The organism is Bacillus sp. iso_77 (assembly GCF_056173625.1).
The window spans coordinates 2,880,838-2,903,240 of the sequence record NZ_CM149683.1 but is presented as its reverse complement, the minus strand read 5'-3'; the positions used below and the strand labels follow the sequence as shown (position 1 = coordinate 2,903,240).

The following is a 22,403-nucleotide window of genomic DNA, read 5'->3' as shown; positions in this document are numbered from 1 at the left end:
TATGATATGTTGTAGACAGAAGAATTTCTTTCAGAAAGATGGGTATCCCAAGAAACAAAGACTTTCAATGGGAAAATCCGTTTAGACAAGCAAGTGGCAAGAGGTGAGATAGATGATTTATATCGGATTAACTGGCTGGGGAGATCATGATAGTCTGTACCCGCCGAGAATCGGCAGCTCTCAAAAGCTGTTTCACTACGCATCAACGTTTCCCATTGTGGAACTGGATGCAAGCTTTTATGCTGTTCAGCCTGAGCGGAACCATGAAAAATGGATAAAAGATACGCCAGACGCCTTTCAATTTGTTGTGAAAGCATATCAAGGAATGACCGGGCATCAAAGAGGCGAGATCCCGTTTGCTTCAAAGGAAGAAATGTTTGATGCCTTTATTCTTTCACTGACTCCTCTCATTCGAGCAGGGAAACTGGCGATGGTTCTGTTTCAATTTCCACCATGGTTTGATTGCAAAAAGGAGCACGTCCACTATTTAAGATGGTGTAAGGAGAAGATGGGGGACATTCCTTGTGCACTCGAATTCCGAAACCGAACTTGGTTTTCAGACGAGTTTTATGAACAAACCTTATCCTTTATGGAGAAAGAAGGGTGGATTCATTCCGTCTGTGATGAACCGCAAGTCGGAGAAGGGTCTATACCGCCAGTCATAAAAGCCACACATCGTGACAAAACATTGGTCCGTTTCCACGGAAGAAATAAACAAGGCTGGCTTCACCCGGCAGATCATGAGAACTGGCGTGAAGTTCGTTACTTATATTTATATAATGAAGCTGAACTAAAGGAATGGAAAAAGAACCTCGACATCCTACATCAACAATCGAAAGATGTATATGTCGTATTTAATAATAACTCAGGCGGAGATGCGGCAGCGAATGGCCAGCAAATGATTGATTTGCTGGATTTGACGTATTCAAGCTTATCCCCGAAGCAGTTAGATTTATTTAGTTAAACGAGAGCTGGGGCTTTCAATTTGAACGAGACGGTTCAGTGACAACTTGAGGGAGAGATCAACATGCTGCAGAAGCTATGGTTATATCATACAAACGACTTGCACAGCCACTTTGAAAACTGGCCAAAAATCGCAGCTTATATTGAAGAAAAGCGTCAAGTTCACGATCAGATGCTCTTATTTGATATTGGCGATCATATGGATCGAGTAAACCTTGTATCAGAAGCGGATTATGGAAAAGTGAATGTCAAACTTCTCAATCAGCTTGGCTATGATGGAGTCACAATTGGTAATAATGAAGGCATTACGTTGCCTCATGAGCAGCTCGACCAATTATACGAAGACGCGCAATTCCCGGTGATTTTATCTAATTTATTTGAAAAAGGCAAAAGACCATCGTGGGCAAAGCCTTATGAAGTGATCACGTTTAACAATGGACTGAAGATCGCCGTCTTAGGGGTGACCATTGCGTATACACCTGTCTATGAAAAGCTGGGCTGGGACATTACAGACCCATTTGAGAGCATACGGGAGATGCTACAAGAAGTGAAAGGACAAGCCGATGTCATTGTTCTTCTTTCCCATCTAGGCATCATCCATGATCGAGAGGTAGCCCATGACTTCCCGGAAATCGACATCATCTTAGGCTCACATACGCATCATCTTTTAGAACAGGGCGAGATGGATAATGGCGTTCTTCTTGCATGTGCTGAAAAGTATGGGCATTACATTGGCTGTGTCGAGCTGACCATTGACACAGCGAGTAGCGAGCTCATCGAGAAAAAAGCGACGGTGCAATCAGTGGACCAGCTGATCAGTGAATCCGATGAAGCGATCACGACTTTACAGAAAGCAGAAAGAAGAGCGAAGTCACTCATGCAGGAAAAAGTGACATCCATTAAATCTAAGCTCGAAACAAAGTGGTTTGATGACTCCCAGCTTCCGCAACTTTTAACAGATGCCATTAAAGAATGGTGCGAGGCAGATATCGGCATGATGAATGCTGGGATGGTGCTTGATTCATTAGAGGCTGGCATCGTCACAAGAGAAGACATTCACCGGATATGCCCGCATCCCATTAATCCAATCAGGGTGACACTTACTGGGAAGCAATTGGTCGAAACAGTGTCTCGTGGCTGTGAAGAAAAAATGGAACAGCTACGCATCAAAGGCTTTGGATTCAGAGGAGAATTAATGGGAAAAATGCTATACAGCGGTTTGACTTATTCATTAGAAGAGGGCGAAGCCAAACGAGTAAAAGAGGTCTATGTAAACGGCGAGCTGATCCAAGAGGACGTGTCCTATACAGTTGGCACAGTGGATATGTATACACTTGGCTCTCTTTTTCCTCATATACGTGACCATGAACACATTGAATATTTCATGCCGGAATTTTTACGTGATGTCCTGAGCTGGCGATTGAAGGACGCAAAGTGAAATCCGCTCCAGCCTAACAACACTTGCCCTCCCTTCACATAGATTGTGTTGAAGGGAGTGAAGGGATATGGTGAATTTAACACCTATTACAATTGATGGCCATTCCTTTACAGCCGTCACCGTCAAACTGCCAAAGACCAATTTCATGGCAGTGACAAATGAGCATGGTTATATTATGTGCGGTGCACTTGATGTCGGGCTCCTAAATGAAAAGCTTGCAGATAGAGGAATCATCGCAGGAAGAGCAGTCGGTGTAAGAACCATCGAGCAATTGCTGGATGCACCTTTAGAATCTGTGACATATGCCGCTGAGTCGCTCGGCATTCATGCTGGCACAATTGGAAGAGATGCATTATTAAAAATGGTGAAATAAAATGAACAGATGATTCCTATCCCCCCGCCTGTCTGCATACACTTGTAATGGAGAAGGGGGGATTTTTTATTGAGATTGAACCGCCGTTATCGCCCCTATAAAAAGGGCCCTCTGCCATTTCGTTATGTCATGCTGCTTGCCATATTATTTTTTGTGCTCTCAACTGTCATTAGCCTATTCTTCATCAATCGTTCCATTAAACCAACGTTGATTCACATTGCTGAACTAGAAACAGAACGAATCGCCAATCATCTCATCCAATATTCTGTTCAGGATTTTGCAGATGATCAGGAGAATATGAAGGATATGGTTGTGATGAATACAAGTGAGAACGGAAAAGTGACAACTATCGACTTCAATGCGCAAGCAACATCGAAAGCAATGGCTGACCTGTCACGTCACCTTCAAAAAAATCTAGAGGACATTGAAAAGGGGAATTTTCAAAAAGAGGCAAAAGAAGCATTAAAGGATCAAACAGATGGACATGACGGCATTATATATAACATTCCGCTTGGGCAAGCGTCCGGAAATGCACTTATCGCCAACCTAGGACCAAAAGTACCTGTACGCTTCAGTGTCATTGGTGACCCGCATACGGACGTTGAAAAAAACATTAAGCCTTATGGCATCAACAATGCCTTGATTGATATTAGTGTGCTCATTGAGGTGAAGGTGAGAGTCATCATCCCATTCGCCTCAGAAACCATCGTCGTCAAAAACTCCGTGCCTGTCTCCATTCAAGCCGTTCAAGGAGATGTCCCAGATTATTATAATGGCAGCGGAACAAATTCAGGCGCTCCATCGATTGTTCTGCCAGAAAAAAAGGAGAAGAAAGAATAACAGCCCAATGGACGAATTGGGCTGTTTTTTTCATACGCTGTGATTGCATATAGTGTTTTTGTGATGAACGTTTTGTTGTTACGAAACAGACAGTCTTGTCCTTGCATCATTTTCATCGGTGATATAGGTCACGTCTTCAAATCCACATTCAACTGCATTCTTGTATAGCCATTCGAGTGTTCCCTTATTTTTGCAATAGATCGTGACATAGGAGCAATCGGTCACTAAAAGAACAAGCTCGCATTGGCTTTCAATAAATTCTTCATAGGTCTTAATATGAGACAATGTCCCTTTTGGATATGCTTGTAAATCGGCGAAAATCATATAATACGTCTTGTTTTCAATGAGGTGTTTGAGTTCTATACCGTCCATTTCTGTTTTACCTTCAGGAAAAAGTTCTTCATCTTTTTCGCCATCAACTAGTATATTCGAGTCTTCGGTATCGATTCGCCAGCTGAATTTGGTGATGTCGATCGGTTTTAGCACTTCTCCAAGGAAGACTCCGTATTCATTTGGAATGGTAAAGGTCATTCCTCTTTTCAAAAAACAACCCCCTAACTCTTTGTGAAGTAATCTTTCATTGGTTGCCATGCTTAGACTTTTTTTCATGTGATCTGTTCATCTTATCCTAATTAACCACTTGATTCCATACGGATCACGTGCCATGATAAATGTTCATTGTTTTCCTTTTCTGAATAGTGAAAGCTATCCTGAAGACTGATTTTTCACGATCGTCTGTTGTGAAAATGAGAGGAGGATTTGATTGATATGAAGAAAATTCATGTAAGCGGATTTTGTTTTTTGGTATTTGCCATTGTATTTAGTGCTAAATATATGTCAGCATCGATATTATTAGCTGGGAGTGACAGTTTGAGTGTCGACTTATTTAGAGGGATGTTTGACATGATTCCACTCGAAGTAACAGTTGTGTATCTCCTTTTTTTCATCATGGGTATTCTTTTTTTAGTTTTAGGATTGAAAGAGAAGCATAAGCAGTAACAGTAGACAAGTGATGACCGGGGAAATGTTGATACATATTAAAAGGAGAAGCAAGCGGTATCGCTAAACTTCTCCTTTTATTTATCGACGTTTCCGTTCGGCTCTTTCCCACGCCCTTAAATGAGGGTAAGGATCAAACGACCATTCAGTTCGTCCATTGTCTTTATACATGCCATAATGAAGGTGTGGCGGGAATTTTCCTGCTGTGCCAGGTGGACCGTAACCGGAGCTTCCGACTGATCCGATGACTTGACCAGGTTCTACAATCTGCCCAGCTTTGAGTCCTTTTGCAAAGCCATTTAAGTGGGCGAAATAATGATAATGATTATGAATATCTCGAATGCCGATCCGCCAGCCGCCAAAGCGATTCCAGCCTTTCATTTCAATCACGCCGTACGATGTCGCACGAACAGGAAGACCGTAATGAGCAAAAAGATCAGTGCCCTCATGAATTCTTCTGCCTCCAAAGCCTCTCGCATCACCCCATGTACTCCTGTAGCTGTAGTCAGCGCCAACCGGAAGAGGAAACGCATGCTTTCCAAGGTCAAGATGGCCGTAATGCTTATAGAGCTTCATAAAAGATGAAATGATTCCAACGGTTTGATCACGTCCGTAATAATCCCACAGCGCAATTTTTAATTGATCGATGCTGCTGCCGTAATGGAGCAAGTATTGAGCAAACGTGAACAGGACATCTTCATCGTTATCGATTTCCGCTTTTCCATCCCCATTACCATCAAGCCCAATACCGTCAAACACTTTAATGCTTAATGGAGAGGTATCCTGCTTATTGGGATTTTCTGGTCCTATCCACATTTCCCGGGGAATGTAGATACCAATCACACCTGTTTGTTTTGGTAAATCTCTTCTGCTTTTGCGTATATTGTGTTCATACTGATCAACCGCAGCAAGTACATACCACGGGACCTGTGTGGTGATGGCGATCTTTTCATACAGTGCCATTCGCTGTTTTAATTCATCGGGCTGTTTGTTTGCCCCTTGTGCATGGACTGATGCGGGAATCATTGAAAGAGCGATGATGATCGCTAAAACCACTTTCACAAACGTCCATCTCCTTTCTTCGAACATCTCTTCTACCGTTTAGTGTGGTTTGATCACGTTATTTCATAAGAAGAAAATGTTAGTAATTTTCTTCTGTTATTTTAGGAGTCTTTTGGGTATTTTTGCAGCTCATTCCCTTGTTGTTCAATCTGTACTATGTTAAAGTGTCTAAAGAAAAGGCCTTAGGCCGAAGATTCAATTTTTTGCGGCAACAGCTGCATCCATCGTATATAGCAGGAAGATTATTGTATATGCACCTTTAACGAATTCATATGGAGATGATGGAATTGGCAAAGAAGGAAGAGCACGTAAGAAAACCGGACTGGCTTAAAATTAAGCTGAATACGAATGAAAACTATACCGGTTTGAAAAAAATGATGCGGGAAAACAACCTGCATACCGTTTGTGAGGAAGCGAAATGTCCGAATATTCACGAATGCTGGGCAGTGAGAAGAACTGCTACATTTATGATCCTCGGATCTGTTTGTACGCGCGCATGCCGTTTCTGTGCGGTGAAAACCGGACTTCCTACTGAGTTAGACTTGCAAGAGCCAGAACGCGTGGCGGATTCAGTGGCTTTGATGAATTTAAAGCACGCTGTTATAACAGCGGTTGCAAGGGATGACCAAAAAGATGGCGGAGCAGGCGTATTTGCTGAAACTGTTCGTGCCATTAGAAGAAAAAGTCCATTCACAACAATTGAAGTTCTCCCTTCAGACATGGGTGGCAATTATGATAATTTGAAAACGTTAATGGATACACGCCCTGATATTTTAAATCACAATATTGAAACAGTACGCAGGTTAACACCAAGAGTTCGTGCACGGGCTACATACGATCGTTCATTGGAATTCTTGCGTCGTGCAAAAGAAATGCAGCCTGACATTCCAACGAAATCAAGCATTATGATTGGACTTGGTGAAACGAAGGAAGAAATCATTGAAGTCATGGATGATCTTCTTGCCAATAACGTTGACATCATGGCAATTGGTCAGTATTTACAACCTTCGAAAAAGCATTTGAAAGTACAAAAATACTACCATCCAGATGAGTTTGCAGAGCTGAAGGAAATTGCCATGTCAAAAGGCTTTAGCCACTGTGAAGCTGGACCGCTTGTCCGTTCTTCTTATCATGCAGACGAACAAGTAAACGAAGCGTCTAAGAAGCGTCAGGCGCAAGCATAACAAAGAAAACGCCAGAGCTCTCTGGCGTTTTTTCTCGTATTAATTTTGGCCGTAAGGTGCGTTTCGTCTCATGGTCCGATCGGAATTCGTCATGCCATTGGCATCTTCTTTCGTTGAAATATCTCCGCCTTGAGGAGAGTATTTCATTTGTTGAATCGTTTTCGTTAAAATTTGATCAAAATCACGTGAGTTGGTTTGAAGACGTGAAAAATTGGCAATGGATTGAAAGTGCTCTGGGTTATCAGAGACGTACACATGATAATAACGAGGGAGAACAGAAACCGCTGTTTTTTTCACTTGATCGGCTGATTCATCTCGGTTTTTGTTGCCTGTTCGATACACAATGAGGGCATCCTCGTCTGTGACAAGTGTTGCTGCATCCTTTATATTTGGCAGCTGGATGGCTAAACTTGTAATCACGTGGGCAAGGTGCTCACGATTTAAAGCAGGGGTTCTTTCCTTCTGATCGGTTACTTGCTGGCGCTGATAACGAACATAGCCTGCTCGATTCGTATCTGCTTCTGGCATGTTGGAATTATTTCCTTCATGACGATCAGACAGGCGGATTGTCTTGCTGGAAGAATCTTCATCCACTTGCCGGTTCATGCCTGATTGAAAGCCGCACCCGCCTAAAAGCATGCATAGGAGAATAGTGGCTGTCAGTTGTTTCATCATAAATGTGACCTCCTTTTTTCTTTAGCTTCGGCTAAATCGGAAAAAACATGCTTTAGCAATTGATGGAGTTGTTCCAATGAATTATCATTAAAGGTGGATCGTTTAAAAAGAGGTGAGAAGATGATCGTCATTCAGAATGCTACCTTTGATCTTGTCAGAGAAATCAAAGACGGCTTTGATGAGGAAGCGTTTAAAGCAAGGTACTCAGATATTTTAAATAAGTATGATTATATTGTGGGGGATTGGGGCTATAACCAGCTTAGGCTGAAGGGGTTTTTTGATGACCAAAACCAAAAGGCCACATTCGATACAAAAATCAGTACACTCGATGAATACATTTATGAATACTGTAATTTTGGCTGTGCCTATTTTGTCTTAAAGCGGATTAGAAAATAACGCAAAGGGGGCGTCATGATGTATTTCGTAGACAGAAAGAAGATTGAAGAGACATTACGTTTTTTTGAGGAGCAATATGATTTGATGCGCAGCCATCAAACATGGTCAAGTCCTTTAGAAAAAAAAGCGCTGGAACGAATTGTTCATTTGCTCGTCGAATGTATTCTTGATACAGGAAATGATATGATTGACGGCTTTATCATGCGGGACCCAGGAAGCTATGACGACATCATGGATATTCTTGTGGACGAAAAGGTTGTACCAACAGAAGAAGGCACTCACCTGAAAAAACTGGTCTCGTGCCGTAAAACACTTGTTCAGCAATACCAAGAAGTGGTTCATCACGATTTGTTGCAGGTCATCAGTGAGGTAGAACAGGCGCTGCAAGTCTTCCCGAATCGAATTCGCACTTACTTGGAGCAGGAGCTTGGACCAGTATCAGCGTTTAAATAAACCATTGGAGTTGTAAGCAGCATGAAATACAAAGGCTATTTAATTGATTTAGACGGGACGATGTATAAAGGAACAGAAAAGATCGAAGAGGCGGGGCAATTTGTTCACAAGTTAAATGAGTTGAACATCCCTTATTTGTTTGTCACGAATAACTCTTCACGCACGCCGAAGCAAGTAGCAGAGAAACTGGTTTCATTCGATATTCCAGCAACGGAAGAACAAGTCTTTACAACAAGTATGGCGACGGCAAACTATATCGCAGAACAAAAGAGAGATGCCTCGGTGTATGTGATCGGAGAAGAAGGAATTCAGCAGGCCATCGAAGAAAAAGGCTTGTCGTTTGGTCAAGAAGACGCTGATTTCGTTGTCGTTGGAATAGACCGCGGTATTACATATGAAAAACTAGCGGTAGGAGCCATTGCAATCCGTCAAGGTGCACAATTTGTTTCAACAAATGGAGATATTGCCATTCCGACAGAAAGAGGGCTGTTACCTGGAAATGGATCGTTAACATCTGTGTTGACGGTTACGACAACAGTGCAGCCAACATTTATCGGGAAGCCAGAGTCTATCATTATGGAACAGGCCATGCGGGTGCTCGGGACAGATGTGTCAGAGACGCTCATGGTGGGCGATAACTATGATACCGATATTATGGCAGGGATGAATGCAGGGATGGATACACTGCTTGTCCATACAGGCGTCACGACAAAAGAGCTGCTTCAGAAATATGACAAACAGCCAACCTATGTCATGGATTCATTATCTGAGTGGATTGAACGATTATCTTAATGAAAAGAGGACAAGCGTCAGACGCACGTCCTCTTTTGTGTTTTATTCTGCATTTCTCGCACTATGTGCCAGTCTGCTTGATGCTGCCGCAGCAATAGCACCGACAATGTCATCTAAAAAGGTGTGGCATTCGCCTGAGGATTTATCGTTGAGTTTTCCAAGAATCCCTGGTTTTTCTTTGTCGATATATCCGTAATTCGTAAAGCCGATGGAGCCATAAATATTAACGATGGCAAAGGATAAAATTTCATCAACCCCATATAGACTTTCATCTGTTTCAAGAATGGATTGCAGCGGTTCTGTCAGCTTTTTTTGCTCAGCGAGAACATCTAGTTCAACGCCTGTTAAGATGGCATTTTGGACTTCACGTTTTGCGATGACACGTTCCACATTGTGGATGCACTCTGTCATGTCTAAGCCAGGATGATATTTTTCCTGTAAAAAGAAGACAAGGTCTGCTATATCTTGAATGGTTACGCCTCGTTCTTGTAAACGGCGTCTTGCTGTTTTTTCTACTTCGTTCATCTCATGATGATGCGGCATGTTCCTCACCCAATCCTCGTAATTTGTCCACAACGTGTGAAATAGCTTCGGATAGTAAATAGTATTCATAAATCCCTCAACCTGCGACTACGATATGATAAGAGACTGATTTTATGAACGCAGGTGAAATCATGAAAGAAACCATTTATCACACATTTGGTATTGATGTGCGTCAATTTATGCCATATGGCAGTTATCAGAGCTTTCAAACGGCGAAAGCTCTCTTCATCATTGTTCCCGTGTCTCATTTGCGAGAAGAAGAACTCACAGAGCTTTATCATATCAGTCAGTATTTACTGAATGACGGTGACCCATACGTTGCCGTGTTTGAATTAACAAACGAAGAGAAACCGACTTTTACCCATGGAAAAGAACTGTACGCTCTATTAAAGGCAGCACCGCGGGTTACAAGCCGTTCATTTCAGCACGCATCAGAGCTGGCGGCCTTTCATGTCAGGGGGAGAGGGTTTCCTTATGAGGTGTCTGAAACAAAACGTGTCGGAGCTTGGAAGGAATTATGGGCAAAACGGTTAGACCAGCTGGAAGGCTTTTGGATGCAGCAAATGCATCAAAAACCACTTGAACGATTTGAAAAGAAATTCATTGAATCCTTTCCGTATTATCTCGGATTAACGGAAAATGCCATTCAATATTTAGTGGATACAGAGCTTGATGATGAACCAAAAGAATGTGATTCAGGAACTGTTTGTCATCAGCGCTTTTCACGTATGACCTGGCCACATGAGCAGCCGCTTCGTTTACCTGTAGATTGGGTATTTGATCATCCAACAAGGGACATCGCAGAATATTTAAGAGAAACCTTTGTCCAGCATAAGGAGGATTTAATTGAAGAGGGATTTTCCTTTTTGCAGCAATATGAGCAGGTTACGCCTCTTTCATCATTTTCAAAGCGTCTGCTGTACAGCCGTCTTCTGTTTCCGCTTCATTATTTTGAAATTGTCGAAGGTTATTATATGTCAGGAGAAAATGAAAAATCTTATTATGAAGAACGATTAGATTATGTTTTAAATGATGCGAACCGCTACGAATATTTTCTCAAGGTGTTTCAAGAATTGAGTGCCATGCGCAGCGGTGGGCATCTCATTCCTCCTGTTGGATGGATTCATCAATCCGCTGATTTGAAGTTTCAGTGAACAGACGAAACGTCTCTTTTCTCTTGAGGCGTTTTTCGTTATGCTTAAAGAAATCAACCAAAGGAGTGTTCTTCTTGACGAAACCTTATGTCTATATCACAAGAAAGCTTGATGAAACAACACTTACACCATTAAAAGAAGTCGCTCATATTGATATGTGGACGAGCGAGGATGAGCCGTGTCCAAGAGAAGAGTTAGAAAAACAAGCGGCTCAAGCAGATGGGCTGCTCACGATGCTGTCAGATCAAGTAGATGAGGCACTTTTATCAAATGCTCCAAATCTAAAAGTGGTCGCGAATCTCGCGGTCGGCTATGACAATATTGATCTAAAGGCAGCTAAAAAGCACGGGATCACGGTATGTCATACACCGGACGTCTTAACAGAATCGACGGCTGATTTAGCCTTTGCGCTTTTGATGGCGTCAGCAAGACGAATTGTCGAAGCGAGTGATTGGATTAAGGATGGGAACTGGACAGGCTGGGGGCCGCTTCTTCTAGCCGGTGCTGATGTGCATCATAAAACGTTAGGGATTGTCGGAATGGGCAGTATTGGAACCGCACTGGCCAAGCGGGCAAAAGGTTTTGATATGAATGTTCTGTATCATAATCGTTCAAGAAAGCCAGAAGCAGAAGCGCAGCTAGGTGTGACCTATGCCGCATTTGATGAGCTGCTTACGCAGTCTGATTTCATCGTTTGTTTGACGCCTTTAACGCCTGAAACGAAAGAAATGTTTAATAAGAAAGCATTTGAGCAGATGAAGAACACGGCTTACTTCATCAACGTTTCCAGAGGGCAGACGGTAGATGAAGATGCTTTATATGATGCTGTCACGACAGGAAAAATTGCAGGAGCAGGTCTGGATGTATTTAGCAAGGAGCCAGTCAGCCCAGATCACCCGTTAACGACATTACCAAATGTGACAGTGCTTCCTCATATCGGAAGTGCAAGTGTTGAAACGAGAAAAAACATGATGCATTTATGTGCTGAAAATATTGCGCTTGTCCTGCAAGATCAGCAAGCCAAAACGCCAGTTCAGGCGTAATCTCAAGCTTCCCGGCTTCGGGAGCTTTTCTCACAAAAATATTTTGAAAATATAGAATCTTGATATAAATAGCTGTTAAGCGGTTTCATTCTCATATTCTCTTATTTTATTACCTTGTCAAAATGAGGATACCCCTTTATAATGTGTGTACATTGAATGTCTGTGTTAGGTTAACAAATGTCTTTTTAGAGAGGACATTTACGGAGAAAGGTGGAATTTCAGGTGAAGGCAATTCGAGTTGGACTACTAGGATTAGGAACAGTGGGGAGCGGTGTCGTTAAGATTATTCAAGATCATCAGGATAAATTAATGCACCAGATCGGCTGTCCGGTATTAATACAAAAAGTGCTTGTGAGCAATCCCGATAAAAAAAGAGATGTGGATGTGGCAAGAGAGGTCTTCACAACTGAAGTATACGATGTGATTCGAGATCCAGAGATCGACGTCATTATTGAAGTGATGGGCGGCATTGAAGAGACAAAACAATATTTAATAGATGCACTAAATGAGAAGAAGCATGTCATTACAGCCAATAAGGATTTAATGGCGCTATATGGCACAGAGCTTTTACATGTAGCAAAAGAAAACGGCTGTGACCTTTACTATGAAGCAAGTGTCGCAGGTGGGATTCCGATTTTGCGTACACTAGAGGAAGGTTTAGCCTCTGACCGCATCACAAAAATGATGGGAATCGTGAACGGGACAACGAACTTTATTTTAACAAAAATGAATGTCGATAAAAGCGCGTATGAAGATGTATTAAAAGAAGCACAGGATCTTGGCTTTGCAGAAGCAGATCCGACGGCGGATGTAGAAGGACTGGATGCGGCAAGAAAGATGGCCATTCTGGCAAGACTCGGCTTTTCCATGAATGTAGACTTAGAGGATGTGAAAGTGAAAGGCATCTCTGACATCTCGGACGAGGACATTAATTTCAGTAAACGTTTTGGCTATACAATGAAGTTGATTGGAATTGCCCAAAGAGACGGAGAGAAAGTGGAGGTCAGCGTACAGCCAACTTTACTTCCTGATCATCACCCGTTATCTTCCGTCAACAATGAATTTAATGCTGTCTATGTTTACGGAAGTGCTGTCGGAGAAACGATGTTTTACGGACCTGGAGCAGGCAGCCTGCCAACGGCAACAGCTGTTGTCTCAGATTTAGTCGCTGTTATGAAAAACATGCGTCTTGGTGTGAATGGCAGTGGATTTATTGCACCGCAATTTGAGAAGAAAATCAAATCATCATCCGAAGTATTTGCTCAGCAATTTTTAAGAATACATGTGAGAGATCAAGTCGGGGCTTTCTCCCGCATTACATCGATTTTTTCTGAAAGAGGCATCAGCTTTGAAAAGATCCTTCAGCTTCCTGTCAAAGGGCATGATGAGCTTGCTGAAATTGTGATTATTACACATCAGACATCAGAAGAAGATTTCTCAAATATCCTGCAAACATTAAACGATCTCGACGTGGTGGTTCAAGTGAAGAGCACGTACCGAGTAGAAGGGAACGGTTTAAGCTGATGAAGTGGAATGGACTCATTGAAGAATTTCAAGAATTCTTACCAGTAAACGAACACACACCTAAACTAACATTAAATGAAGGAAACACACCGCTGATTCATCTCGCAAAGCTATCTGAAAAGCTTGGGATTGAACTTCATGTGAAAACAGAAGGCGTCAACCCTACAGGTTCTTTTAAGGATCGCGGGATGGTCATGGCCGTCGCAAAGGCAAAAGAAGAAGGCAATGATACGATCATGTGTGCATCGACAGGGAATACGTCTGCAGCAGCAGCAGCTTATGCGGCGCGCGCTGATATGAAATGTATTGTCATCATTCCAGATGGAAAAATTGCCTTCGGTAAGCTGGCGCAGGCTGTCATGTACGGAGCAGAGATTATTGCCATTGACGGCAACTTTGATGATGCGCTGAAAATTGTCCGCAGCATCTGTGAAAAAGCACCGATTGCACTTGTTAACTCCGTCAATCCATACCGAATTGAAGGACAAAAAACAGCGGCATTTGAAATCTGTGAGCAGCTAGGCTCCGCACCGGACGTACTGGCGATTCCTGTTGGAAATGCGGGGAATATTACAGCGTACTGGAAAGGCTTCAAAGAATATCATGAGAAAAAAGGCACGGGACTGCCAGTCATGCGTGGTTTTGAAGCAGAAGGAGCTGCAGCCATCGTTAGAAATGAAGTCATTGAGCAGCCAGAAACAGTCGCAACAGCCATTCGCATCGGAAACCCTGCAAGCTGGAAGCAAGCTGTAGCGGCGGCAGATGAATCAAACGGGAAAATTGATGAAGTGACAGATGAAGAAATTCTTCATGCCTATCAATTGATCGCACGTGAAGAAGGTGTGTTTGCAGAGCCAGGCTCTTGTGCATCAATTGCAGGTGTACTCAAACAAGTGAAATCTGGAGAAATTAAGCCAGGCAGTAAAGTCGTCGCTGTACTAACAGGAAACGGATTAAAAGATCCGAATACGGCGATTGATATTTCACATATCAAACCGGTCACACTGGATGCAGATGAAGATCAAATTCTGGAACATTTAGAAAAGGCCGCACGCGTATGAGTAACGCCTCCATGCTTTTTTCAATCACAGTACCGGGAAGCACTGCCAACTTAGGACCAGGCTTTGACTCAGTCGGAATGGCGCTCAGCCGCTATTTAAAGCTATCGGTCTATGACCATGATAGCTGGCTGTTTGAAGCAGAAACAGATGTCGTGTCTGGTATTCCATCAGGCACCGATAACCTGATCTACCAAACAGCTAAAAAGGTCGCAGATGACTTTGGAAAAACACTCCCGCCTGTTCATGTCAAAGTGTGGAGTGATATTCCATTAGCAAGGGGGCTGGGCAGCAGCGCTGCTGCTATTGTCGCCGCTATTGAGCTCGCCAATCAGTTGCTTGAATTAAAGATGACCGATGATCAGAAGCTCTTTTTTGCAAGTGAGGTAGAAGGTCATCCAGATAATGCGGGTGCCTCTTTATTCGGTGGTTTACTCATCGGTCTTCATGAAGAAGACAAGACACATGCCGTTAAAGTACAGCATGTGGATGTAGATGTCGTCGTCGTGATTCCTTTTTATGAAGTGCTCACAAAGGATGCCCGTGATGTCCTGCCAGAGGATTTTTCCTATAAACAGGCCGTGAGTGCGAGTGCTGTGAGTAACGTCCTTGTCGCCGCCTTAATGACGCAGAACTGGCCGCTTGTAGGGGAAATGATGAATAAAGATTTATTTCATCAGCCATACCGCACGATGCTTGTCCCAGAGCTGTCCAAGGTGGAGCACGTTGCTTCATTAAAAGGCGCGTATGGAACGGCATTAAGCGGTGCTGGGCCGACTATTTTGACCTTAGTGGAAAAAGGGAAGGGAGAAGCGCTGAAAAAGCAGCTTGCCCAAAATTTCCCGCATTGTGAAGTGGATGTACTGACGGTGCCGGTAGAAGGTGTCGTCGTCGAGCATCATTCTGTGAATCAAATGAAGAACGTGCTGTGAAGACGCACGTTCTTTTTTTATCCTTGTTTTTCATAACAAAAGCAGGGATTATTATTTAGAGAAGCGAACTATTTTTTGATACATAAAAGGGGGCGATCTATTGATGAAGAAATTGATAATAGCAGAGGATTTAACACAAATCGTGTCTGTTTCTCATCCAGTTTATTCACCAGATGGAAAAAAGGCTGTTTTTACAAAAGTAACGGTGAATGAAAAAAAGGATGATTACAATATTCATTTATGGGTTCGAGATGAAGAGACAGGGGAGCTGTCTCAATGGACATTTGATGATGGGAAGCATCATCAGCCAGCATGGTCAAAAGACGGAAAGCAGCTTGCGTTTATTTTGCAGAAGCCAAAGGAAGTCCCCCAGCTCGCACTCATTCAGAGCGATGGCGGCGGCATACGTACCTTAACGAATATTCCTTACGGCGTCTCTCATCCTGTATTTTCACCGGATGGAGCGTTCATTTATGCAGCGGTCTCATTAAAACAGGATGAATCTGTTCATGATGAAAAAAAAGAAGAGCGTGATGACTTTGCTCCGGCCGTATATGATGATTTGACTTATAAAGCAGATGGCAGAGGCTTTTTAGACGGGCGTCTGACGCAAATTGTAAAAATCGATGTCCGTTCCGGCGAGGTAGAGATGGTTACGAGTGAGCCGCATCATCATGTGAATCATGTCATCTCTCCTTGCGGGAAGTGGCTTGCGTATATTCAGTCAAATCCTCAGACGTTTTACATAAGTGATATCTGTCTCCTTTCCATAGAGGACGGTACATCCAAGAAAATCACCCAATCAACAGGCGCTTACACGACTGTATCATTTTCTCCAAATGGAGAAAGCCTTTTGTACATTGGACACGAACGTGAATTTGAAAATGCGACCATCCTGTCATTGTGGCTGCATGACCTGAAGGAGAAAAAGACCGTTCAATTGTCAGAAATGCTCGATATGTATGTAGGAAACTGTATGGCAGGGGATAGTGTTATGGGTGAGGCCAATCAGCTTCCACAATGGACAAAGGATAGTCAGGGGTTTTATGCGCTTGTTTCTGATCAAGGGAGTACCGGAATTTATTATTTCTCTATTGAAGGCTTAGCCTATCCCGTTCGTTTAGAGGCAGAACATGTGACGAATTTCAGTCTTCATCCAGACGAATCAAAAATACTGATCAGCCGTCTTTCACCTGTCTCGCCTAGTGAGCTGTATGAGCTGACTTTAGGGGAATCCTCACTCAAGCAAATCACGTTTGAGCATGATGACTTTCTAAAGGAACATGTCATATCCGAACCTGAACCAATTTCTTTCCAGTCAAAAGAAGGAGACGTTGTACATGGCTGGTTGATGAAGCCTGCTCAGATGGAAGAGGGGAAGACATATCCACTAATCTTAGAAATTCATGGCGGGCCGCATGCGATGTACGGTCATACGTATTTTCATGAATTTCAAATGCTTGCCGCTGAAGGGTATGCGATTGTGTATATCAATCCTCATGGCAGTCATGGATACGGACAGATGTTTACAGACCGGGTAAGAGGCAGCTATGGTGATGTTGATTATGAGGATGTCATGCTGGCTGTTGATCATGTGCTCGAAGCCTATGACTTTCTTGATGAAACAAGGCTTGGCGTAACAGGCGGCAGCTATGGCGGTTTTATGACCAACTGGATTGTCGGACAGACAGACCGTTTCCGTGCAGCTGTTACACAGCGTTCCATCTCGAACTGGATTAGCTTTTATGGCATCAGTGATATCGGTTATTTCTTTACAAAATGGCAGATTGATGGGGATATTTATGACTCTGTTGATAAGCTATGGGATCGTTCGCCGCTAAAGTATGTAAAACAGGTGAATACACCGCTTCTCATCCTGCACAGTGATGAAGACTACCGTTGCCCAGTCGATCAAGGAGAACAGCTTTTTGTGGCATTGAAGGAGCTTGGAAAAGACACGAGATTAGTCAAATTCCCGAAGGCTTCTCATGATTTATCGAGAAGCGGCCACCCTGGGCAGCGTATTCAAAGACTGACCTTTATTCAAGAATGGTTTAGAGAGAAGTTATCCTAATTAAAAAACGACCCAGTAAGGGTCGTTTTCATGTCATATATGAATTAGAAAACCTGTTCAACTTCTACAACGCCAGGTACTTCTTCTAATAATGCGCGCTCAATACCGGCTTTCAATGTAATGGTTGAACTTGGGCAGCTGCCGCATGCACCAAGAAGGCGTAATTTCACAATGCCATCTTCAATGTCTACAAGCTCACAGTCTCCACCATCACGTAATAGAAATGGACGAAGTTTGTCCAGTACTTCCTGTACTTGGTCTTTCATTTCGACTTCAGTCATTAGATATAATCGCTCCTTTCACAACATATCACCATTATATTCATCTGGACGATAAAAATCTATTGATTGGTTTCAAAGTTTCCTTCTCATTATAGCACAATCTCATCTTGAAACAAAAAGTGATTTTGACTTTTTTCATACAGAAAATTCAGCTAAAATAAAGAAAGAATGGGGGCTTGTCAAATGAACAAAACCGTTGACCTTTATGTATATGGAAGAGATGTCCTGTGCGCTAGCTGCGTGAATCTGCCTTCTTCAAAAGATACATTTGAGTGGCTAGATGCAGCATTAAAACGAAAATATCCAAATCAGCCGTTTCGCATCACATATATCGATATTGAGCATCCGCCTGAAAACGAACGCCAAAAAGAATTATCTGAACGAATTCTTGATGATGAATTCTTTTATCCGCTTGTCCTTGTTGAGGATCAAATTGTAGGAGAGGGCAATCCGAAATTAAAAGATATTTATCAAGAAATGGAGAAATACGGGTACGAAGAGAGCAGTGAATGAGCTGTTCTTTTTTTAGAAAAATAAATCGAACAAACGTTCTTTTTAGGTTGATTTAGAACGTTTGTTCGCATATAATGAGATGAAAGGAGCGTGAGCATCATGAATTATTTACTAAAACAATCTCTTCATCAACAAATACCGATTGATATGATTTATATGAAGAAAAATGGAGAGTGCTCGAAACGAAAAATCATTGTACATCGTCAAACTGAACAGTTCATACAAGCGTATTGTTTATCGAAGAAGACGATCAGAACGTTTCGTAAAGACTGCATCCTTGCGCTTGCTCCTATCAAAGTGAACCATCCATCGGCACATGCCGTTTCATAATAAAAGCTCCTTCATTAGAAGGAGCTTTGAGAAAAAATTCACATCATTTTATCCATTGTGGTGCTTGTACATCCAAAGAAGTCCAGATTTTAAGAGTCTTGGAACACGACCAACAAGCGGGCGATCCGCCACTAAGCCAAAGCCGGCTTTTTTTCCTAAAGAGCCGAGTACGCCTTTTAACTTAAACTGCGGGTAAGCCTCAGGAAGCGGCTCGTTCTTCCAGCGTTTCTGTAGAGATTGCACAATTTGCTCTGCCTGTGCCTCGGCAAGCTGTGCACTTGGTGCGTGCGGCAAGCTTGCGCAGTCACCTACGACATAGACATGCTCATCTCCAGGGAGATTGTGATGAGGAGTTAAGACGACACGGCCTTGGGCGTCTTTTTCAACATCCATATCTCGCACGACTTTACTTGGCTGAATTCCTGCTGTCCACACGATGACATCTGCTTCAATGGCATCGTCATGGTTGTACACAACTCCTTCTTCAACCTTCGTAATATTGGCGCAATTAATGATCTTTACATCATTTTCTTCAAACCATTTTTGTACATATAAACTTAATCTTTTTGGGAAACTGGAAAGAATCAGTTCTCCGCGGTCAAAAAGAATGATGTTTAAATCAGAACGGCTTTCACGCAGTTCACTGGCCAGCTCTACCCCGCTAAGTCCAGCACCGACGATACCAACCGTTGCACCTGCACTCAAATTGTTTAATTTGTTATACGTATGTCTTGACTGATCAATGGTTTGAATGCTGTATGTATGTTCTTTCGCACCAGGGACATTGTGATACTTGTCCTCACAGCCGAGTCCGATTACCGTATCATCATATGGAAGCGGTTCACGGTCGCTAAATAAGATCTGTTTGTTTTCAATATCAATTTTTTCTACTTCCCCGTATTGAATATCCAGCTTCGGATGCTCTGGAAAAGATACTCGAATGTGATGATCAGAGATCGTTCCAGCAGCAAGTGCATAATATTCTGTTTTTAAACAGTGGTAAGGATTTCGATCAATTAATGTGATAGTAACATCATCAGGTAATTGATTTGGCAATAAGCGGTGGAGAACCCGCATATTCCCGTAACCTCCGCCGATCAAGACTAAATTTTTCATGACGATTCTCCTTTTCCCCCTAGACATTGAAAAACACTTATACTAAAAAACTTTAAGTTAAAATACCAAATAAAATTATATCGAATTTACTGTGAAACCACAATAATTGTTTCAAAATAACCTACATATTCATTACTTAGTCCTAAATAGTAAAACATTTTACGGGGAATAGGCGTAACGATTTATTGAAGCTCATGTTTTGACTAATAGAAGGAATTTCGGTAGGATAGTAAGGCAAATGTGAGGTGAAGCACAGTGTTTCCACTGATCGAATTTTGTGTAAGTAATCTTGCACAAGGGTCTCAAGAAGCAAAAGAGAAACTTGAAAAAGACCCAAACTTAGATGTAATGGAATACGGTTGTTTAAGCTACTGCGGCAAATGTATGGACTCCCCATTTGCCCTTGTGAATGGAGAATTTGTTTCTGGAGAAAATGCAGAGCAGCTAGTCGAGCGTATTTATGCTTTTATAGAGGAAAACGACATGTTTTAAATGCACCACATGGGTCATGAGGTGCATTTTTTTCATACATTCAGTTTCCATTTTTCAGGAGAAAATGTAGAAAGCGTATCCAATATGTTATGCTAATAAAATATCATCAAAATGAAGCATCACACGAGAGAAAAAGAGACATATGCATAATAAAAGCCCTTTGCCATGGCAGCAAAGAGCTTCTATGTATGAAAAACGGGGGATGATAAGATTGTCTCCTGAATCGACTCCTTTTATACTATAAAGAAACAACATTTTTGGAGGACGCTCATGACATCATTTCAATTCACGAAAATGCACGGACTAGGAAACAATTATATATACGTCAATCAGATGAAGGAACAGCTTCCAGAAGAGCAGCTGTCAGAGATAGCAATTCAGGTTTCTTCTGTTTATACAGGAATCGGTTCTGACGGGATGATCCTCATTTGCCCATCAGATGTTGCGCCTGTGAAGATGCGCATTTTCAACAATGATGGATCAGAGGGGAAAAACTGCGGTAACGGTCTGCGTTGCGTTGCAAAATATGTGTATGAGCATCAAATCGTAACAGACACAACGTTTAAGATTGAGACATTGTCAGGACTCGTTGAGGCGACCGTTCATGTGCAGGATGGTCAAGTTCAGTTAGTGACAGTAGATATGGGTAAACCTCGTTTTGAAAAAGAAGCGATGCCAATGCTTGGTGAACCGGCCAGTACAACGATTAATGAACCGCTTGATTTTGGCACGACGACCTTAAATGGAACAGCTGTTTCAATGGGGAATCCCCATATCGTTTTCTATTTAGAAGACATTGAACAGGCGCCGCTCGATTCGCTTGGGCCAATTATTGAAAAGCATGACATGTTTCCAGAAGGCGTCAATGTAGAATTTGTGGAACGTGTCAGTGAAACGGAACTGCATTTTCGCGTGTGGGAAAGAGGATCAGGGATTACGCAAGCGTGCGGAACAGGAGCATGTGCTGCGGCTGTATCAACGATTGTGAATGGACATGCGAAAAAAGAAACGGATATGACCGTTCATCTAGCTGGCGGAGACCTCATCATTCGCTGGAAAGACAATGACCATGTGCTGATGACAGGACCTGCTGAAACAATTTGTGACGGCACATTCTATCTCTAAACCATTTATTTGAGAAAAGGCAACATCACGTTTATAATTGAAAAGAAACATCCAGTCAAAAGGAGGGATGATCGTGAGTACACCAGTAACGATTACAGAAGCTGCTGCATTGCAGATTAAAGATATGATGAAAGAACATGAAGAAGAAAATGCGTTCCTGCGAGTGGGCGTAAAAGGTGGCGGCTGCAGCGGTCTTTCATACGGAATGGGCTTTGACCATGAAGTCTCAGAGAAAGACACGCAGTTCGAACAGCAGGGCATCAAGGTCCTTGTCGACTCCGAAAGCCTTGACATCATGAACGGCACCATCATTGATTTCAAACAATCACTAATGGGCGGCGGTTTCACGATTGACAATCCGAACGCGATCGCATCATGCGGATGCGGTTCTTCGTTCAGAACAGCCACGAATACCGGTACGCCGGAAGAGTGTTAACAACTGATCATGGATAATAATAAGCCTCCTTGTTCGTTTGTTCTTGTAACAACACGATTGAGGAGGCTTTTTGTTTGAAGAGGAAAGGTGACCAAAAAAGACACTCATTCCGCATCTCTTTTTATATAGCTTCTTCTATTTTCAAAAGTTCTTTATCCAAGACATCCACCAACTCTTGGGTGCTAAACATATAGATCACCACTTCTTTATTGCCATCTTCCACATGGACTTCAACCTCAATTTTTATCTTGGCTCGTTCTCCAAGATACACCACTTCAAAAGTGCCCATTCTTTTTGTTTCATTGTTTTTATTCATTTTTTGAACGTTGGTGAGTATCTGTTTGATTTCTTGATCACTCAAACCAGCATCTAAAATCGAAGTAGACACATGTGTTAAAAAAGGTTCTAGCTGATCAACATCCATATTCAATCCGGCAGCGAATTTAGCATAGTGTTTGTTATAGTCTTTTGCGAACACTTCTACTGAGCCGCCAATTATCAGTAACAAGCTCAAACTAATCATGAAACGTTTTATCATCTTTCCACCTATCCTTCACGACTTCATGACGATCTTCTCCTTCTTATATCGGCTGAACCAATCAAACCT

The 22,403-nt window shown here is 42.4% G+C and carries 26 protein-coding genes and 1 pseudogene; 20 read left to right on the top strand and 7 right to left on the bottom strand.

Annotated features, from left to right (window positions below):
- Positions 1-112 precede the first annotated feature (112 nt).
- From AC0VYC_RS15050 to yunB, 4 genes are all read left to right on the top strand, one after another.
- Positions 113-964, top strand: coding sequence for a DUF72 domain-containing protein (locus AC0VYC_RS15050; RefSeq protein WP_008346854.1), 852 nt, complete (start codon positions 113-115; stop codon positions 962-964).
- Positions 965-1,027: 63 nt separating this feature from the next.
- Positions 1,028-2,401 (top strand): bifunctional metallophosphatase/5'-nucleotidase, encoded by a 1,374-nt coding sequence (locus tag AC0VYC_RS15045; protein ID WP_475388751.1) that lies wholly within the window; start codon positions 1,028-1,030, stop codon positions 2,399-2,401.
- A gap of 67 nt (positions 2,402-2,468) precedes the next feature.
- Positions 2,469-2,774, top strand: a complete 306-nt coding sequence (locus AC0VYC_RS15040) for a YunC family protein (RefSeq protein WP_007500404.1) — start codon at positions 2,469-2,471, stop codon at positions 2,772-2,774.
- 69 nt (positions 2,775-2,843) lie between these two features.
- Complete coding sequence (gene yunB / locus AC0VYC_RS15035) at positions 2,844-3,614, top strand: sporulation protein YunB (RefSeq protein WP_007500406.1); 771 nt, start codon at positions 2,844-2,846, stop codon at positions 3,612-3,614.
- 78 nt (positions 3,615-3,692) lie between these two features.
- Here the strand turns inward: yunB and AC0VYC_RS15030 are convergent, their stop codons facing one another.
- Positions 3,693-4,157 (bottom strand): DUF2691 family protein, encoded by a 465-nt coding sequence (locus AC0VYC_RS15030; protein ID WP_135009719.1) that lies wholly within the window; start codon positions 4,155-4,157, stop codon positions 3,693-3,695.
- A 225-nt stretch (positions 4,158-4,382) separates the two neighbouring features.
- Here AC0VYC_RS15030 and AC0VYC_RS15025 point away from each other — a divergent pair, with 225 nt between their 5' ends.
- Positions 4,383-4,613 (top strand): hypothetical protein, encoded by a 231-nt coding sequence (locus AC0VYC_RS15025; RefSeq protein WP_008346846.1) that lies wholly within the window; start codon positions 4,383-4,385, stop codon positions 4,611-4,613.
- Positions 4,614-4,694: 81 nt separating this feature from the next.
- Here AC0VYC_RS15025 and AC0VYC_RS15020 read toward each other — a convergent pair whose 3' ends face one another.
- Complete coding sequence (locus AC0VYC_RS15020) at positions 4,695-5,639, bottom strand: M23 family metallopeptidase (RefSeq protein WP_234710308.1); 945 nt, start codon at positions 5,637-5,639, stop codon at positions 4,695-4,697.
- 323 nt (positions 5,640-5,962) lie between these two features.
- Here AC0VYC_RS15020 and lipA point away from each other — a divergent pair, with 323 nt between their 5' ends.
- Positions 5,963-6,859, top strand: coding sequence for a lipoyl synthase (lipA, locus tag AC0VYC_RS15015; protein WP_008360456.1), 897 nt, complete (start codon positions 5,963-5,965; stop codon positions 6,857-6,859).
- A 39-nt stretch (positions 6,860-6,898) separates the two neighbouring features.
- Here the strand turns inward: lipA and AC0VYC_RS15010 are convergent, their stop codons facing one another.
- Positions 6,899-7,534, bottom strand: coding sequence for a YhcN/YlaJ family sporulation lipoprotein (locus tag AC0VYC_RS15010; RefSeq protein WP_007500413.1), 636 nt, complete (start codon positions 7,532-7,534; stop codon positions 6,899-6,901).
- A gap of 120 nt (positions 7,535-7,654) precedes the next feature.
- Between AC0VYC_RS15010 and AC0VYC_RS15005 the strand changes: the two genes are divergently transcribed.
- From AC0VYC_RS15005 to AC0VYC_RS14995, 3 genes are read left to right on the top strand one after another with little or no spacing between them, the layout of a single operon-like run.
- Positions 7,655-7,930: a YutD family protein gene (locus AC0VYC_RS15005; protein ID WP_008346837.1), complete on the top strand. Its 276-nt coding sequence runs from the start codon at positions 7,655-7,657 to the stop codon at positions 7,928-7,930.
- A gap of 18 nt (positions 7,931-7,948) precedes the next feature.
- On the top strand, positions 7,949-8,383 hold the full coding sequence (locus tag AC0VYC_RS15000) for a DUF86 domain-containing protein (protein WP_024719757.1): 435 nt from the start codon (positions 7,949-7,951) through the stop codon (positions 8,381-8,383).
- A gap of 21 nt (positions 8,384-8,404) precedes the next feature.
- A complete protein-coding gene (locus tag AC0VYC_RS14995; protein WP_268372775.1) occupies positions 8,405-9,175 on the top strand; it encodes a TIGR01457 family HAD-type hydrolase in 771 nt (256 codons plus the stop codon).
- Positions 9,176-9,217: 42 nt separating this feature from the next.
- On the opposite strand, the gene AC0VYC_RS14990 is transcribed toward AC0VYC_RS14995, so the two are convergent.
- Positions 9,218-9,718 carry a phosphatidylglycerophosphatase A family protein gene (locus tag AC0VYC_RS14990; RefSeq protein WP_024719755.1) on the bottom strand — a complete coding sequence of 167 codons (501 nt, stop codon included), beginning with the start codon at positions 9,716-9,718 and terminating at the stop codon, positions 9,218-9,220.
- A gap of 113 nt (positions 9,719-9,831) precedes the next feature.
- On the opposite strand from AC0VYC_RS14990, the gene yutH reads away from it, so the two are divergent.
- The 6 genes from yutH (at position 9,832) to AC0VYC_RS14960 (ending at position 17,503) form a co-directional block, all read left to right on the top strand.
- Complete coding sequence (gene yutH, locus AC0VYC_RS14985; protein ID WP_035389301.1) at positions 9,832-10,872, top strand: spore coat putative kinase YutH; 1,041 nt, start codon at positions 9,832-9,834, stop codon at positions 10,870-10,872.
- 74 nt (positions 10,873-10,946) lie between these two features.
- On the top strand, positions 10,947-11,915 hold the full coding sequence (locus AC0VYC_RS14980) for a 2-hydroxyacid dehydrogenase (RefSeq protein WP_017367983.1): 969 nt from the start codon (positions 10,947-10,949) through the stop codon (positions 11,913-11,915).
- 222 nt (positions 11,916-12,137) lie between these two features.
- On the top strand, positions 12,138-13,439 hold the full coding sequence (locus AC0VYC_RS14975; protein ID WP_024719752.1) for a homoserine dehydrogenase: 1,302 nt from the start codon (positions 12,138-12,140) through the stop codon (positions 13,437-13,439).
- Positions 13,439-14,500, top strand: coding sequence for a threonine synthase (gene thrC / locus AC0VYC_RS14970; protein WP_048002236.1), 1,062 nt, complete (start codon positions 13,439-13,441; stop codon positions 14,498-14,500). The genes AC0VYC_RS14975 and thrC overlap by 1 nt, the downstream gene beginning before the upstream one ends.
- Complete coding sequence (gene thrB, locus AC0VYC_RS14965; RefSeq protein WP_007500423.1) at positions 14,497-15,429, top strand: homoserine kinase; 933 nt, start codon at positions 14,497-14,499, stop codon at positions 15,427-15,429. Before thrC ends, thrB begins: the two co-directional genes overlap by 4 nt.
- 103 nt (positions 15,430-15,532) lie before the next feature.
- Positions 15,533-17,503 carry a S9 family peptidase gene (locus AC0VYC_RS14960; protein WP_475388747.1) on the top strand — a complete coding sequence of 657 codons (1,971 nt, stop codon included), beginning with the start codon at positions 15,533-15,535 and terminating at the stop codon, positions 17,501-17,503.
- A 44-nt stretch (positions 17,504-17,547) separates the two neighbouring features.
- Here the strand turns inward: AC0VYC_RS14960 and AC0VYC_RS14955 are convergent.
- Positions 17,548-17,847, bottom strand: a pseudogene (locus tag AC0VYC_RS14955) (NifU family protein).
- A gap of 120 nt (positions 17,848-17,967) precedes the next feature.
- Here AC0VYC_RS14955 and AC0VYC_RS14950 point away from each other — a divergent pair.
- Both AC0VYC_RS14950 and AC0VYC_RS14945 read left to right on the top strand, forming a co-directional pair.
- On the top strand, positions 17,968-18,297 hold the full coding sequence (locus AC0VYC_RS14950) for a YuzD family protein (RefSeq protein ID WP_008346819.1): 330 nt from the start codon (positions 17,968-17,970) through the stop codon (positions 18,295-18,297).
- 99 nt (positions 18,298-18,396) lie between these two features.
- Positions 18,397-18,627: a WYL domain-containing protein gene (locus AC0VYC_RS14945; protein WP_008346816.1), complete on the top strand. Its 231-nt coding sequence runs from the start codon at positions 18,397-18,399 to the stop codon at positions 18,625-18,627.
- A gap of 48 nt (positions 18,628-18,675) precedes the next feature.
- Here the strand turns inward: AC0VYC_RS14945 and AC0VYC_RS14940 are convergent, their stop codons facing one another.
- Positions 18,676-19,743, bottom strand: a complete 1,068-nt coding sequence (locus AC0VYC_RS14940; protein ID WP_024719749.1) for an NAD(P)/FAD-dependent oxidoreductase — start codon at positions 19,741-19,743, stop codon at positions 18,676-18,678.
- Between the two features lie 255 nt (positions 19,744-19,998).
- Here AC0VYC_RS14940 and AC0VYC_RS14935 point away from each other — a divergent pair, with 255 nt between their 5' ends.
- The 3 genes from AC0VYC_RS14935 to erpA all read left to right on the top strand — a co-directional run bounded on the left by AC0VYC_RS14935 (position 19,999) and on the right by erpA (position 21,796).
- A complete protein-coding gene (locus AC0VYC_RS14935; RefSeq protein WP_008346813.1) occupies positions 19,999-20,235 on the top strand; it encodes a YuzB family protein in 237 nt (78 codons plus the stop codon).
- A 270-nt stretch (positions 20,236-20,505) separates the two neighbouring features.
- Positions 20,506-21,360: a diaminopimelate epimerase gene (gene dapF, locus AC0VYC_RS14930; protein WP_286069582.1), complete on the top strand. Its 855-nt coding sequence runs from the start codon at positions 20,506-20,508 to the stop codon at positions 21,358-21,360.
- 73 nt (positions 21,361-21,433) lie between these two features.
- Positions 21,434-21,796 carry an iron-sulfur cluster insertion protein ErpA gene (gene erpA, locus AC0VYC_RS14925; RefSeq protein ID WP_017358921.1) on the top strand — a complete coding sequence of 121 codons (363 nt, stop codon included), beginning with the start codon at positions 21,434-21,436 and terminating at the stop codon, positions 21,794-21,796.
- A 121-nt stretch (positions 21,797-21,917) separates the two neighbouring features.
- Here erpA and AC0VYC_RS14920 read toward each other — a convergent pair whose 3' ends face one another.
- Complete coding sequence (locus AC0VYC_RS14920) at positions 21,918-22,334, bottom strand: hypothetical protein (RefSeq protein ID WP_427243784.1); 417 nt, start codon at positions 22,332-22,334, stop codon at positions 21,918-21,920.
- Between the last annotated feature and the right edge of the window lie 69 nt (positions 22,335-22,403).